General features: G+C 64.8%; 12 protein-coding genes. 2 read left to right on the forward strand and 10 right to left on the reverse strand.

The window, feature by feature from the left end:
- Positions 1 to 19 precede the first annotated feature (19 nt).
- The 10 genes from puhE to bchF form a co-directional block, all read right to left on the reverse strand.
- Positions 20 to 958 (reverse strand): putative photosynthetic complex assembly protein PuhE, encoded by a 939-nt coding sequence (gene puhE / locus LT988_RS08955; protein ID WP_232409821.1) that lies wholly within the window; start codon positions 956 to 958, stop codon positions 20 to 22.
- 262 nt (positions 959 to 1,220) lie between these two features.
- Entirely contained in the window at positions 1,221 to 1,676 is a 456-nt protein-coding gene (puhC, locus tag LT988_RS08960) for a photosynthetic complex assembly protein PuhC (RefSeq protein WP_232409822.1), read from the reverse strand.
- 15 nt (positions 1,677 to 1,691) lie between these two features.
- Positions 1,692 to 2,348, reverse strand: coding sequence for a photosynthetic complex putative assembly protein PuhB (gene puhB / locus LT988_RS08965; protein ID WP_232409823.1), 657 nt, complete (start codon positions 2,346 to 2,348; stop codon positions 1,692 to 1,694).
- Positions 2,345 to 3,112, reverse strand: coding sequence for a photosynthetic reaction center subunit H (gene puhA / locus LT988_RS08970; RefSeq protein ID WP_232409824.1), 768 nt, complete (start codon positions 3,110 to 3,112; stop codon positions 2,345 to 2,347). The genes puhB and puhA overlap by 4 nt, the downstream gene beginning before the upstream one ends.
- Before the next feature lie 282 nt (positions 3,113 to 3,394).
- Entirely contained in the window at positions 3,395 to 4,096 is a 702-nt protein-coding gene (gene bchM / locus LT988_RS08975) for a magnesium protoporphyrin IX methyltransferase (RefSeq protein ID WP_232409825.1), read from the reverse strand.
- Positions 4,096 to 5,007, reverse strand: coding sequence for a ferredoxin:protochlorophyllide reductase (ATP-dependent) iron-sulfur ATP-binding protein (gene bchL / locus LT988_RS08980; protein ID WP_408648061.1), 912 nt, complete (start codon positions 5,005 to 5,007; stop codon positions 4,096 to 4,098). Before bchL ends, bchM begins: the two co-directional genes overlap by 1 nt.
- A complete protein-coding gene (locus tag LT988_RS08985; protein WP_232409826.1) occupies positions 5,004 to 8,741 on the reverse strand; it encodes a magnesium chelatase subunit H in 3,738 nt (1,245 codons plus the stop codon). The genes bchL and LT988_RS08985 overlap by 4 nt, the downstream gene beginning before the upstream one ends.
- Complete coding sequence (bchB, locus tag LT988_RS08990) at positions 8,716 to 10,320, reverse strand: ferredoxin:protochlorophyllide reductase (ATP-dependent) subunit B (protein ID WP_232409827.1); 1,605 nt, start codon at positions 10,318 to 10,320, stop codon at positions 8,716 to 8,718. The genes LT988_RS08985 and bchB overlap by 26 nt, the downstream gene beginning before the upstream one ends.
- Positions 10,321 to 10,324: 4 nt before the next feature.
- Positions 10,325 to 11,611, reverse strand: coding sequence for a ferredoxin:protochlorophyllide reductase (ATP-dependent) subunit N (locus LT988_RS08995; RefSeq protein ID WP_232409828.1), 1,287 nt, complete (start codon positions 11,609 to 11,611; stop codon positions 10,325 to 10,327).
- The gene (bchF, locus tag LT988_RS09000; RefSeq protein ID WP_232409829.1) at positions 11,608 to 12,117 is read right to left on the reverse strand and encodes a 2-vinyl bacteriochlorophyllide hydratase; all 510 of its coding nucleotides are present in this window, start codon (positions 12,115 to 12,117) and stop codon (positions 11,608 to 11,610) included. The genes LT988_RS08995 and bchF overlap by 4 nt, the downstream gene beginning before the upstream one ends.
- Before the next feature lie 571 nt (positions 12,118 to 12,688).
- On the opposite strand from bchF, the gene ppsR reads away from it, so the two are divergent.
- Positions 12,689 to 14,113 (forward strand): transcriptional regulator PpsR, encoded by a 1,425-nt coding sequence (ppsR, locus tag LT988_RS09005; RefSeq protein WP_232409830.1) that lies wholly within the window; start codon positions 12,689 to 12,691, stop codon positions 14,111 to 14,113.
- Positions 14,114 to 14,118: 5 nt separating this feature from the next.
- A complete protein-coding gene (chlG, locus tag LT988_RS09010; RefSeq protein ID WP_232409831.1) occupies positions 14,119 to 15,027 on the forward strand; it encodes a chlorophyll synthase ChlG in 909 nt (302 codons plus the stop codon).
- Positions 15,028 to 15,075: the final 48 nt, after the last annotated feature.

Below are 15,075 nucleotides of genomic sequence, written 5' to 3' on the forward strand. Positions count from 1 at the left end.
CCTTCACCGAGGTCGAGGTTCACGGAAGCTCCGCGATTGGAGCCCCGCTTCGAGCCTTCCCGACGCAGCGGCCGGGTGACGGCGATGTCGTTTGCGGCCGCAACACTTTTCGGGTGGCGGCCATTGCCCGCTTGGGCCCATCGGAACGCGTTTCCCCCTGTCCAGGTTGGCGACTCGGTTCCCCGCCGGGTTTCCCGTCTGCATCCCGAGAGGGCAGAGCCCACGCCCAGAGCGCCTCGTCCGGCAAGGGAAGCACGAGGAACCAGTGTTCGAGGATGCCCAGCGCCAAAAGGCTTGCCACCAAGATCAGGCTGACCACTTCAAACTCGCTCGCACCGGGACTCAGCGCCCGCGACACCATCAGCACCACGACCAGAGTGGGCACCGTCACCGAGATCGGAAACAAGAGATTCATGCTCCGCTTCGGCATGTAGGACTTCAGATAGGCGAGGTGCTCTGGCAGCCAGTCGTTCAGATTTGGAACCCCCAGGAAGAGATTGAGCTTCGCGCTCCAGCGCATCAGCCAGAGCACAACGAAGGTCCAGGTTCCGACCTGATTGGGCTCGCCCCAGGAGATCACGACGAGGAAGGCCACCGCCGACAGAACGGCAAACTCATGATAGAGGCTGGTCAAGATGGCGAGGCCGAAACGCTTCCAGGCCGGGCAACCGGGCGGGCAGGGTGCCTTACGCGGCCCGGTCAGGAGTCCCGTGAAATAGCTCATCTCCAAGACACCCCAAACGATCACGCCGGAGGTGAAGGCAATGTAGGTTGCGCTCAGCGAGGTCGAGGTGCTGCTGACGACAAGCGCAAAGACGGCAAACGCCAGCACTGCAGCGCCGCCGAGCATGGTCCACCCGAAGGTGCGTCCGGGCAGATTGTCCAGATAGAGCACCAGACCCGTGCTGAACCACCAGAGCCCGAGCGCGAAAAGAACGGGGTAACCATATTCGAGCATGAAATGCGCCCTATTCTCTGGCCGATGGCGATCGGAATGTTCCCGCTTCCGGGATCACCCCTGCCCTCAAGCGAAGGACCTCGCCGACGCCGTATCGAGGAACGACCGATGTGTCGCTCGGTTGGAGCCGATCCCGCGGACGCGGAATGTCGAGGTCGGGGAGCCGGATAATACCAGGCGAGACATCGCGCGAGCATTGTTCGCTGCGTCGCGACGGCGGCCGGGCAGAGGACGTCGCGCGCCCCGACACCCGGCCACAACCTCACTGAGCCGACGGGGGTGCCGATAGGAATCGACCTACGGAGGCTTCGTTCGTCGGTCCGAATGCCCTGAGGTCGATAAAGAAGTCGGTCGTTTGATCCTCCAGCGTAAAACGACCGTTCTCGCGCAGGCTTAGCCGGTAGGGTCGATCCATCGCCACGCTATGCATCCGACGCTCGCGCTCCAGCGTCCGAAGCACCCCGCGGATGAAACCGTCTTCGCCTGGCGGAAGCCTCTCCAACAACTCCCCGGAGGCGGCATCGTAGACCGCCAGGTCGCCTTGGCCGACCTCGACAAAGCTCAAATCCCGAACCGCAACCTCGGGCGAGATAGGACCCTGGCTTGGATCGAAGCCAATGAGCCTTGCGACAGCGACGGCCAGGATCGTAAACCCGATCAGCGAGGCAACCGCAATCAGCATGCCCCGCGGAAACGGACGATCATGCAATTCAGTCAAGATTCAACCTCTTCTTCAGGATGTCGGAACGGCATCGGGACCGGCGCGATCGTCGGCGCCCGCTTCGGCAGGCTCCCCGCCTTGCTCGTTTTGGGCGAGGTAACGGTTGAGGGCGTCCGAGAGGATCCCGGCGACCCGCGCCACGTCGGGAACCGCCCTCAGCATCGGCTGCGGTTTCGCGAAATGCCACGGCCGAACATGCGGCCACAAGACCATGTACGACGTGCGCGTGGATGCCACCAGGATGATGGGGATGTCACCGGTTTCGTCGCGATAGCGCTTCATCTGCGCGGAATGGACCTGAGCGAACGGGAAGTTGACGATCATCGGCAGTGCAACACCAAAACGCATCACGACGCGACGCGTCGTGATGGTATAGACCGTGGACCTCGCATTCGCCCAGGCAAGCAGCAATAGCCCGCCGATCGAGACGACCCCGAGGGCCAGGATCCAGAGCGCACCGACCACGACCTCGGCCGCAGTCTCCCCCGCGGAGAGATCAGCAAAGATCCTCCAGCCGAGGATGATGGCGAAATAGACGGCGACCTTCCGAACGTGAAAGGCGCGCCGCGCCAGAGCGATCCAGCGCGGCGCGCCCTGCCAGAGCATCTCCTCTCCGGGAGGAAGATGCTCGGGCAAGCCCCGAATGGGCTCGAACTCATACTCTCTCACAGCAGAGGCTCAGACCGATCCGCGGTTGCGTAGAGTTGACCACCGGCGTAATAGGCGCAGACCTTGTCCTCTTCGTAGAGGGTGACCTGGTCCGGCTTAGCCAAACCCGGCACATTGGCGAAGTGCTTGCCGGCGATCGACTGAACCTTAACCTTGCGGTTCTTCTTGTCGAAACGCGTGAAGTTGATCGGCAGCAGGACCTGCTTACCGCCCTTCGCGACCTTCACCTCCAGATACCGGATCTGCGGCTCGGAGCGGTCGACCCAAACGTCGGTCACGGTACCGCCCACTTCGCCGTCGCATCCGACAACCGTCATACCGCGCGGGTCCGGATCCTTCTCGGCGATCGAGAAGTCGGTGGCGACGCGCAGCGGGACGATCTTTGGCGCACCTTCGAAGGTCAGATCCGGGTGCTTCTCGCGATCCGGGGAAGCGGACGGACCGAATCCGGACAGCATCGGATCGCCGTTCGGGATCAGCGGCGAGCCCGCGCCCGGCTGAGTCGGCGTGGCATTGACCTTCTCGACAGCCTCGACGCGAGGCGCGGAGACGGTCCCGCCGTTGTGCGGCAGCAGATAGGTCTTCGGCTCCGGCATGGACGGGAAGCCTTCGATCTTGATCTTACCGCCGCGCGTGGACTCGAGCGGATAGCCTTCACGCTTGTTTTCGCGATGCAAATAGAAGACGAGACCGGCGAAGAAGAACCAGAAGACATAGAGAACGAGCTGTGCGACGTCGATATAGCTGGTGATGGCTGCTGACATGATGTGACCTCCGTAGGACGAAAGACTAACCGCTGAAACCGGTTAGGCCGAAGCGCGAGAACTGCCGATGACCGGATTCGTTCGGGGGAGCGACGAGCGGATCAAGGGCGGTCAACGCGGCGAAAGATGCTCTGGATCTCGATGTAATAGACGCCCCCCTAGCCAGTGAAAGGGCCGGCGCACGCCGGACCGAGACGACACCCGAGCGCCGCGCCGCAACAGGCAGCGGAGCCACACGCATGGGCGCGCGAACCGCAGTCTCGACACACAACACTCGACTGCTCATACAGGCACCAACTCCAGTGCCTGCGACGTATAAAACCCGACGGCGATCCGTTTGGTCCGCTGCGCGCGCCAGCCGGCGAGGGCCGGATCGGCAGCCAGGAGCGTGCGCAACCGATCCGGTCCGACCGGTACGATCGCGGGCGAACGGTTGCCGCGCGGAAAGAGCTGCCCGACCGCGTGCATGACAGCCAAAACGGGCGTCTTGGGCGCGAAGGTAAAGATGATCGAACCGCTGGTGCGCCCCGCAAGCCCCGCAAGCACCTTGACGACGTCCGATGGCACGTAATGGATCAGCGAGTCCATGGCGACGACGTGATCGAATCGCCCATGCGCGGGGTCCAGCATGTCACCGGCCTCGAAATGCACGGATCCGGGGCCGAGATCGTTCGGAGTGCGCTCCTTCGCGATCTGGATCAGGGTCGGCGCCACGTCGATGGCGACGACCTCCGCGCCACGCCGCGCCGCCTCGAGCGCCAGGGCACCCGTGCCGCAGCCCGCGTCGAGCAGGCGCTTGCCCGAAAGATCGGCGGGCAACCAGTCCAACAGGGTCGCCCGCATATCGTCGCGACCCGCACGCACGGTGGCCCGGATCCGGCTGACCTTCACGTCGGACGTCAGTTTGCGCCAGGCGTCGGCGGCGGTGCGATCGAAGTAGGTTTCGATCTCTTCGCGGCGCTCTTGATACGAGCCGTTGGCCATCAATCGAACCCCAGAAAATCAAAGATGTCGCGGTCGCGCATGGGCTGCGCATCCAATGGCTCGACGCCGTCCCAGAGCATCTGGGCAAGTCGCAAATACTCGGACCTGGCATGTTCCAACCCGGGCGCCTCGTCCATCTCGAACAGGGTCGACTTCTTCAAACGACTCCGCCGAATCACATCGAGGTCCGGCAGATGCGCAAGCCGTTTGAGACCCACCGCATCGTTGAAGCGGTCGATCTCGTCGGTGTTCACGCTGCGGTTGGCAATCACGCCGCCAATGCGCACGCCGTAGTGTTTGGCCTTGGCCTGAATTGCGGCCGCGATGCGGTTCATCGCGAAGATCGAGTCGAAGTCGTTAGCCGTGACGATCAGCGCGCGCTCGGCGTGTTGCAGCGGCGCGGCAAACCCGCCGCAGACCACATCGCCGAGCACGTCGAAGACCACCACATCGGTGTCTTCGAGCAGGTGATGCTGCTTCAGCAGCTTCACGGTCTGACCGACCACGTAACCGCCGCAACCGGTACCGGCCGGCGGTCCGCCCGCCTCCACGCACATGACGCCGTTGTAGCCTTCGTAGACGTAGTCGCTCGGACGCAGCTCCTCGGCGTGGAAATCCACCGATTCGAGGATGTCGATGACCGTCGGCACCAGACACTTGGTCAGGGTAAAGGTCGAGTCGTGCTTGGGGTCGCAGCCGATCTGCAGCACACGCTTGCCGAGCTTGGAAAAGGCGACCGACAGGTTCGACGAGGTCGTGCTCTTGCCGATGCCGCCCTTGCCGTAGACGGCAAAGACCTTGGCCGTATCGATCCGGATATCCGGATCGAGCTGGACCTGGACGCTGCCCTCGCCGTCCGGGTGTCCCGAGAAATCGCCGAGCATGCCGGCCGGGATCTCTTGGATCGTCACGCAGCGGCCTCCTCGACAATGCCTTCAAGCCGGTCCTCGAGCTCCTCGCCGGCTTGACGCAGCGCTTCGAGGGTTGCCGCATCGGGCGACCAGTAGTTGCGTTCGTGGGCCTCGATCAGCCGGTTTGCGACCTTTGCCGATGCCGTCGGGTTGAGCTGCGCGAGACGATTGCGCATCTCCTCGTCCAGCACGTAGGTCTCGGTGAGCTGCTGGTAGACCCAGGGTGCGACCTGTCCGGTCGTGGCCGACCAGCCCATGGTATTGGTCACGTGCACCTCGATCTGGCGCACGCCTTCGTAGCCGTGCTTGAGCATGCCCTCGTACCACTTGGGATTGAGCATGCGGGTGCGCGTCTCGAGCGCCACCTGCTCGGCCAGGGTGCGGACCACGCCGTCGCCGCGGGTCTGGTCACCGATATAGACCGGCACCTCGTCGCCCTTGAAACGGCCGACCGCACGGGTGATCCCGCCGAGAGTGTCGAAATAATGGTCGACCGTGGTCACGCCCAGCTCGACCGAGTCGAGGTTCTGGTAGGCCAGCTGTACGGTGGAGAGCACGCTCTTGAGCAGCTCGGCCTGACGGACCGGCTGACCGGAACGCCCGTAGGCGAAGCACTTACGGCGCGTGTAGGTCTCGGCCAGCTCATCCTCGGCGTCCCAGCTGCTGCTATCGACCAGGTAGTTGACGTTGGCGCCGTAAGCCCCGTCGGCGTTGCTGAAGACCCGCAGCGAGGCGGTCTCCAGGTCGCAGCCCTGCGCCTCTTGATAGGCCAGCGCATGCTTGCGCACGAAGTTCTGCTCGAGCGGCTCGTCGGCTTGGGCGGCAAGGAAGGCGGCCTCGGCCAGCAGGCGGGTCTGCAGGGGCAACAGATCGCGGAAGATGCCCGAGAGGGTCATGACCACGTCGACACGCGGGCGCCCCAGCTCTTCGAGCGGGATCAGGGTCGCGCCGGCCAGACGGCCGTAGTTATCGAAACGCGGCAGCGCACCGATCAGCGACAGGGCCTGCCCGATCGGTCCGCCCTCGGTCTTGAGATTGTCGGTTCCCCAGAGCACGAGCGCGATGGTCTCGGGGAAGCTGTTGCCCTCCTCCGACAGATGACGCTCGATCAGACGCTGGGCCTGGCGCGCGCCGTCCTTGACTGCGTAGGCGCTCGGCAAACGGAAGGGATCGAAGCCGTGCAGGTTGCGCCCGGTCGGCAGGATCGCCGGCGTGCGCAGCAGGTCGCCACCCGGCGCGGGGCGGATGAAGCCGCCGTCAAGCGCGTGCAGGATCGCCGGGGTCTCGGTGTCCTGGACCAGGAGTCGGTCGGTCTCGGCAAGCTCGCGGAACAGCTCGACGTTCTCGTGGGAGGTCGCCATGCCGCCGGCTTTGAGTGCCTTTTCCGGGGTCTTGCCCGCGACCAACGCCTCGATGGCTGCGCGCGTCGGGTGCATGTCCTTGGACGCCTCGGCAACCGCGAGCAACAAGTCGAGCCGCTCCTCCTCGGTCGGCGCCTCGCCGACGACATGCAGTCCATGCGGGATCAAGGTGTACTCGAGCTCCAGCACCTTATCGTGCAGCGCGGCAATCCGCTCCTCGACATCCTCGCCCCAAGCCGGCTCCAGCTCGGCCAGCTCCAGCTCGGCGGCCTCGGCCTGAATCAGCTCGGCCAGCTCCTTGCGCTCGTCCTGCTCCTCGGGCGGGAGACCGCGCCGCCGCTCCATCGAACCCTTCAGATCGATCAGCCCTTTGTAGAGCCCGGCGTGGGCGATCGGCGGCGTAATGTAGCTGATCAGGGTCGCCGCGGCACGCCGCTTGGCGATGGTGCCCTCGGACGGGTTGTTGGAGGCATAGAGATAAACGTTGGGCAGGTCCGTGATCAGACGATCCGGCCAGCAGGCGCCCGAGAGACCAGCCTGCTTGCCGGGCATGAACTCGAGCGCGCCGTGCGTTCCGAAGTGCAGCACCGCATGGGCGCCGAAGTCGTCGCGGATCCAGCGATAAAAGGCCGAGAAGGCATGGGTCGGGGTGAAACCCTTCTCGAAGAGCAACCGCATGGGATCGCCCTCGTAGCCGAAGGCCGGCTGGATTCCGACAAAGACGTTGCCGAACTGGGCGCCGAGCACGAACAGCGAGCCGCCATCGGTTTGCTGCTTGCCGGGGGCCGATCCCCATTGGGCCTCGATCTCGGCCAGATAGGGCTCGCGCCGGACATGATCGTCGACCGGGATACGGACATGCACGTTGGCGTGGGAGCCGAAACGCCCGGAGTTGCCGTTGACGATCTGCTCGCGCAGGGCGTCGACATCCTTGGGCACATCGACCTTGTAGCCTTCGGCATGCATCGTCTTGAGCGTGTGATACAGCGATGCGAAGACCGAAAGATAGGCGGCCGTACCCGTGTTGCCGGCGTTCGGCGGGAAGTTGAACAGCACGATGGCGACCTTGCGCTCGGCGCGCTTGGCCCGACGCAGACGCACCAGACGCTCGACACGCGAGGCGAGGCGTTGCGCCCGCTCGCCGTGCGACTGCATGTCGCGCGCGCCTTCGCCCGAACCCCCGCCGCTGCGACCGCCGTAGACCATGGAGCCGGTCGCGCCGTCGAGCTCGGGGATGGCGACCATCATGGTTGCCTCGACCGCGAGCAGACCCTGGCTCGACGATTCCCATTGGTCGACGTGCTGGAACTCGACCGCCAGGGTGGACAGATAGGGGACATCCAGCTTGGTCAGGATCTCCTCGGCCGCTTTGGAATCGTTGTAGGCCGGTCCGCCGACCAGGGAGAAGCCGGTGAGCGAGATGACCGCATCGACCGTCGCCTTGCCGTCCTTGAGGAAGAACCGCTCGATCGCCGGGCGCGCGTCCAGACCGCTCGCGAAGGCCGGAATGACCTGCAGACCGCGTGACTCCAGGGCCTCGATCACACCGTTGTAATGGGCGGCATTGCCGGCCAGCACGTATGAGCGCATCAGCAGCAGACCGACGCGACCGACAGGGCGTCCGTTGACGGGCGGCAGGCTCGCGATCTGATCGGAGATCCGGCCCTTCATCTTCGGATGGTAGAGACCGACGTCGGGGTACTCGACCGGCGGTGCGGCCTTGATGGTCCCGCGCAGATGGCGCCTCGGGCCGTCCGCATAGCGGTCGACCAGGAACCGGATCATGTTGCCCAGGTTCTCGTCCGAGCCGGCTAGCCAATACTGAAGCGTCAGGAAATAGGCGCGCACGTCCTGGGCGGTGCCCGGGATGAAGCGAAGCAGCTTGGGGATGCGCCGCAGCATCGACATCTGCTGTGCGCCCGCACTCTGCTTCTTCTCCTTGCCGCCGCGCAGACGCTTGAGCAGCGCCATGGGGCCGCCGGGGGAGCCGTCCATCTTGAAGCCGCCGAGCCGCGTCATCTTCATCAGCTCGCCGGCCGACATGCAAACGATCATGGCATCGCAGTCGTCGCGGCGGGCCGCCAGCGCGGGCAGGATGGGTTTGAAGTGCTCCTCCATGACCAACATAGTGATCATGATGATGTCGCCGCGCGCGATGTCGGCGAGACAGCGCTCCAGCGACTCCGGGGAGTCGGCCCACTCGGTCGCGGCGTGCAGGCTCAGCTGCAGGCCGGGCAATTCGCGCTGCAAGGACGGACGCGCCCGCTCGGTCGTACCGGCAAGATGCCCGTCGAGATTCACAATGACCACACGGACGGGAGTGATGTCCGGGGTCGAGGCGCGCTTGTCAGCGGCCGAAGTGCGCTTTGGCATCGTAGAGCGTCTCCACAGTGATGGTCTGAATGCCCTGTTCCTCCGCGAAACGCTCGGTATTCCGACGCGCCTTGCCGCGCACGAAGAAAGGGATCTTTTTCAGCTCCTGCTCGGCTTCCGCTGCCCAAGTGATGGTGGAAGCATCGGCCGAAACCGGCATATCCGCCGGGTCGACCGCTGCTTGCGACTCGGATCCGGGCGACTCGGACCCGGCCGGCCAATTCGTGCTGCCCCCCGAGCCGAGATGAGACGGTGTCGCCGAATCGTGAAACTCGAAGTCCTCCCGGAACATGGTGATGAGATGCTCTTCGAGCCCCATCATCAAGGGGTGGACCCAGGTGTCGAAGATCACGTTCGCACCCTCGAAACCCATCTGCGGCGCATACCGCGCCGGAAAATCCTGCACATGCACGGGCGCCGAGATGACCGCGCAGGGAATACCCAACCGCTTGGCGATGTGGCGCTCCATTTGGGTGCCCAACATCAGCTCGGGCTGCAGCTCCGCCGCCCGTTTCTCGACCTCGAGGTAGTCGTCCGTGATCAACGGCTCGACGCCGTAGCGCTTCGCACACTCGCGCACGTCGCGCGCAAACTCGCGGGCATAGGTGCCGATGCCGACGACGGCGAACCCCAACTCTTCGGCACACATCCGGGCGGCCGCGACCGCGTGGGTTGCGTCGGCAAAGATGAACACACGCTTGCCGGTGAGGTAGGTCGAGTCGACGGACCGCGAGTACCAAGGCATTCTAGACGAAATCGGCGACTTGGCATCAGCCACGTCGATCCCGGCGATGCGACCGACCTCGTCGAGAAAATCGTGCGTTGCACCGATGCCGATCGGCACCGTCTTCACCGTCGGCTGACCGAACATGCGCTCCAGCCACAGGCAGGTCTGATCGGCCGTCTCGGGATAGAGACAGACGTTGAAATCCGCCTCCGGGATCCGGAGCAGGTCCTCGGGGGTCGCGCCCAAGGGCGCGACCACATGGACATCGACACCGACCGAGGCGAGAAGCCGAGTCACCTCTTCGATGTCGTCGCGGCATCGAAAACCCAGCGCCGTCGGGCCGAGCAGATTGGCGCGCGGACGCCGGTCGGCCGGTCTCGGCTCGGGGTGACGCCCCGCTTCCGGGACCCGCGGTTTGAGCAGACCGCGCACGAGTTGGTAGAAGGTCTCGTTCGCGCCCCAGCACTCCTTGCGCGCGTAAGCCGGCAGCTCCAGCGACAGCACCGGCACCGGCAGCCCCATTCCGCGGGCCAACGCACCGGGCTGGTCCTGGATCAGCTCGGCCGTGCAGGCCTCGCCGACCAACAGCACGCGTGGTTTGAAGCGCTCGAAGGCGTCGCCGACACTGGTCTTGACCAGTTCAGCGGTATCGCTTCCAAGCTCGCGCGCCTGAAAGGTCGTGTAGGTCACGGGCGGGCGTGTACCGCGCCGCTCGATCATGGTGAAGAGCAGATCGGCATAGGTGTCGCCCTGAGGCGCGTGCAGAACGAGATGCACACCTTGCATGGAGGCGACGACACGCATCGCGCCGATGTGCGGGGGGCCTTCGTATGACCAGAGTGTGAGTTGCATCGCGTCAGACCCGCAACAAGGCAGCGCGCCGCAGCGGCCGCGCGAAGAGCTCGGCAAGATCGGCGGCCTGATCGAATCCATGAACCGGCGTGAAGACCAGCTCGATCGACCACTTCGTCCGCAGGCCCTCGGACTCCAGCGGATTGGCTAGGCCCAGACCGCAGACCGTCAGGTCGGGGCGATCTTCGCGCAGGCGATCGAGCTGCCGTTCGAGGTCCTGTCCTTCGGTGAGGCGTACGTCTTCGGGTAGTAGACGCATCTCCTCGGCCATGAGCCGACGATCGAGGAACGGCGTGCCGACCTCGACCAAATCCATCCCGCACTCGCGCTGCAGGAAGCGCGCTAGCGGGATCTCGAGCTGCGAATCCGGTAGGAAGCTGATGCGTTTGCCCTCGAGGGACTCACGATGATGGGAAAGTCCGCGTTGCGCCCGCGCGATCGCCGGCGCCGTGACGGCGTCGAGTCGCTCGCGCGTCACACCCCACGCCTCGGTCACCGCACGCATCCAACCGAGCGTGCCTTCGATCCCGAACGGATAGGGCGCGGACAGCAGGCTCGCCCCTCGCGCCTCGCAGGCCCGTGCCGTCTCCCCTAAAAAAGGCTGGGCCAGCAGGACTTTGGTCCCGTTGCCCAGGGAAGGAAACTCGGTGGTCCGACGCGGCGGCAGAAAGTGCACCGGACCGATCCCCAGATCGGCAAACAGCCGGGCGAATTGATCTTCGACCACGTCGGGCAAGGTCCCGAGGACCAAGAGCGAACGCTCCCCGCTCGGCAGCTGCGGCAACTCGGGCACCAGCGCCTTCAGACAGGCGTCCTCGCCTTGCGTGAAGGTGGTCTCCAGGCCGCTTGCCGAATAGTCGAGGATCCGCACCCGTCCGCGATAGACACCGGACAGACGCTCGGCAGCCTTTGCCAGGTCGAGCTTGATGACCTCGGACGGGCAAGAGCCGACCAGGAACAGGGTGCCGATGTCGGGCCGCCGCTCCAAAACCTCGGCAACCACGCGATCCAGCTCGGCGTTACAGTCGGCCAGACCGGCGAGGTCGCGCTCGTGGAGGATCGCTGTCGCAAAGCGCGGCTCTGCGAAGATCATGACACCTGCAGCCGATTGCAGCAGGTGAGCACAGGTTCGCGAGCCGATGACCAGAAAGAAGGCGTCCTGAATCTTACGGTGCAACCAGACGATCCCGGCGAGACCGCAGAACACCTGACGCTGGCCGCGCTCGCGCGTCACGACCGGCAGTCCATCGCCGACGGCGGATGCCCGATCCTGCGTCTGCAGCCCGCTCATTCAGCCGCCTCGGCGAGGGTCTCGCGGTCCTTTGCCCGATCGCGGGCTTGGTCGAGCCTGGCGGCGCGCAGTTTGATCAAGAACTGCCCGGCATTGATGACATAGGTCGCGTAGGCGGCCAGTGCCAGCCACATCAGCCCCTGAGTATCGAGTGCACCGGTGGCGAGCGCGAACAAATAGGCCGTATGCAGGGCCAGCACCAGCATGCTGAAGACGTCTTCCCAAAAAAACGCCGGCGCGAAGAGGTAGCGACCGAAGACGACGCGCTCCCAGATCGCGCCCGTGATCATGATGGTGTAGAGCACCAGTGTCTTGACGACGATCGATACGGTCGCGGCGAACGCGCCCTCGCCCGTTGCCAAATAACGCAGCACCAGATAGAGGCTGACCAGAAAGACCAGAAACTGCACGGGCGCAAGAATGCCCTGGACCAGCGTCCACGGGGACTCGTCGCGGCGGAGGCGCTCCTCCGGGGTGTAGAGAGGTCTGCGTTGCTGCGGTTGCATTCGAGGATGATTCATCAGTGGGCGAACTAGGGTATGATCCCTCGTCGCGTTCTACATATGACGAATCTAGTCCGCTTTCAGGGATGCGTCAACCAAACTTTACGTAAACCTGACTTGACAACCCCGCACCAGGCACCACAATAGGGTAGCGAGCCCGACAGTGGTGAACCGGCGTTTCTGCATTGCCATCAGCAGCAGCTTCGCCCCGCAGCAGACGCACACAGGCTGCTGTACAAACCCCCGACTCGGACTCCGCACAACGGCGGCGCTCGGCCGATCCGGCATGGATCGACAGGGCGGCATGCACCTCGCGCCTCGGCGTGTTTTTCGTTGACGACTGACGTCCCGAGCAGCGCAAGCGGTCTCTTGTGATCATCGATACGAGACAGGATCCGGTCGAAGCCGGAAGCCGCGTCGAGCGATGCGCTCGAGACCGCCGGGCGCAATGGCGCATGTGTCGGGTGCCCATGGGCACGCCGCCCTATCAGGAGCGCTCCGGCGAGCCGACCGCAATCGGCACCGAAAACGGGTTGCGCGGGCGCGCCCAGAGGCATTGGAGGGTCTGGTCGTCGTGAGTCCGTTCAGAGCCCCGAAGGAATCGTTCGGCACCCTCGATGCCGAAACGGCGGCGGCGCTGGTTGAAGGCGCAACCGACATCGCGGTCGTGGTGGACCAGGCGGGCATCGTCTGCGACATCTCGTTCGGCAGCGAGGATCTCTCGAGCGAGCTCACCAGGGACTGGATCGGACAACCCTGGCTGACCACCGTGCTCCCGGAGAGCCGCGCAAACCTCGAAGCCTTGCTCAGCGAGGCATCCGGGACCCGCGTCACCCGATGGCGCCAGGTCAACCATCCCTCCGTGCGCGGGACCGATATCCCGATTCAGTACAGAGCGTTACGTTTGGGAACGAGTGTCGTGGCACTGGGGCGCAACCTCCAGGGCATGGCAGCCCTGCAACAGCAGCTCGTCGATGCACAACAAGCCCTTGAGCGCGACTATTGGCGATTCCGGCAGGTCGAGACCCGGTATCGATTACTGTTTCGTATGGTTTCGGAGGCCATCCTGATCATCGATGCGCCGACCCAGCGGGTTGTCGAGGCGAATCCGGCCGCCGGACAGCTCCTCGGCGAATCGCCCACACGTGTGATCGGCCGTCCCTTCCCGGAAGGATTCGACACCGAGGGCACACAGTCGATCAATGGTCTTCTGGCCGGCGTCCGGGCCGCCGGTCGGGCGGACGACGTGCGGGCCAAGCTCGCCGACGGCATGCAGGAGTTCTTGGTCTCGGCCTCCCTGCTGCGTCAGGAAAACCTCTCTTTTCTCCTCGTGCGGCTGTCGCCGATCGTCGCCGAGAGTGCCACCTTTACCCTCCCGGAGAACCGGGCGCGCTATCTCCGCGTCCTGGAGAACGCACCGGACTGTGTCGTGATCACGGATGCAGACGGACGCGTCTTGAGCGCCAACAACACCTTCTTGGCCTTGACCGAGATCGCCGCGGAACAACAGGCGCGGGGCGAATCGCTGGACCGTTGGCTCGGACGTCCGGGCGTCGACCTGAATGTGCTGATGGCGAATCTGCGCCAACACGACACGGTCCGCCTCTTCGCGACCACGTTGCGCGGCGAATATGGATCCACGACCGATATCGAGATCTCGGCCGCCGCGGTTCGCAACGGGGAGCGTCCCTATTTCGGCTTCTTCATCCGAGATGTCGGTCGCCGGCTGCATGCCGAGCAACCGACGAGTCCGGAACAGCCTCGCTGGCTCGATCAGCTTACGGACCGGGTCGGGCGGGTTCCCCTCAAGGAGTTGGTGCGCGAATCGACCGATACCATCGAGCGCCTGTGTATCGAGGCGGCACTGAAACTGACCGGAGATAACCGCGCCTCGGCGGCCGAGTTGCTGGGCTTGAGCCGCCAAAGCCTATACGTCAAAATCGACCGTTACGGCATTTCCGACCAAGCAGCCGAGCCATCGGCGCCATCCGACAAGTGAGCGGCATGAATCGAAGCGCGTTACCCGCGGCAACGTCCGCCTATCCGTCCATGCCCGCGATCCTGGAAGTGTCGCACCCCATTACCTGGTTCCCGCCGATGTGGGCCTTCGCGTGCGGGGTCGTCTCCTCCGGCGCGCCCGTCCTGCAGCAGTGGTGGCTCCTGCTCGCCGGCGTGCTGTTGGCCGGCCCCCTGATGTGCGGAACCAGTCAGGTCGTCAACGACTGGTACGATCGTCATGTCGATGCCATCAACGAGCCGGACCGCCCGATCCCCTCGGGCCGAATCCCGGGGCGCTGGGGTCTCTATCTCGCACTGATCTGGACTACGGTCTCGCTGCTGCTCGCTTGGATGCTGGGACCCTGGGTCTTCGGGGCATCGCTGATCGGCATGGCCCTGGCCTGGGCCTACAGCGCGCCGCCTTTCCGGCTCAAGGGTAACGGCTGGTGGGGCAACCTCGCTGTCGGATTCTCCTACGAGGGATTGGCGTGGGTGACCGGCGCCGCCGTCATGCTCGGCGGCGCCATGCCGGACTGGCGGATCCTCGCACTCGCCGTGCTCTACAGCATCGGCGCACACGGCATCATGACGCTCAACGATTTCAAGGCGATCGAGGGCGACAAGCAGATGAACGTGCGCTCGCTACCCGTTCAACTTGGTGTCGACGGGGCCGCGCGCCTGGCCAGTCTCGTGATGGCCGTTCCTCAGGTGATCGTGATCGCGCTCTTGTTCGCCTGGGACAAGCCGGCCCACGGGATCGCCGTCGGCGTGGTCCTGATGATTCAACTGCTGCTGATGGTTCGCTTCCTGCAAAGTCCGCGCGAGCGGGCGACCTGGTTCAGCGGCCTCGGCGTCAGCGTCTACGTCACCGGGATGATGATCAGCGCATTTGCTCTGCGCGGGCTGCTCGTGTGATCCGAACCCGACCCTGCAATCTCCGTTGAGACGCTCGATCGTGCCGGG

This window comes from Thiocapsa bogorovii, assembly GCF_021228795.1.
In the GTDB taxonomy this organism is placed as follows: domain Bacteria; phylum Pseudomonadota; class Gammaproteobacteria; order Chromatiales; family Chromatiaceae; genus Thiocapsa; species Thiocapsa bogorovii.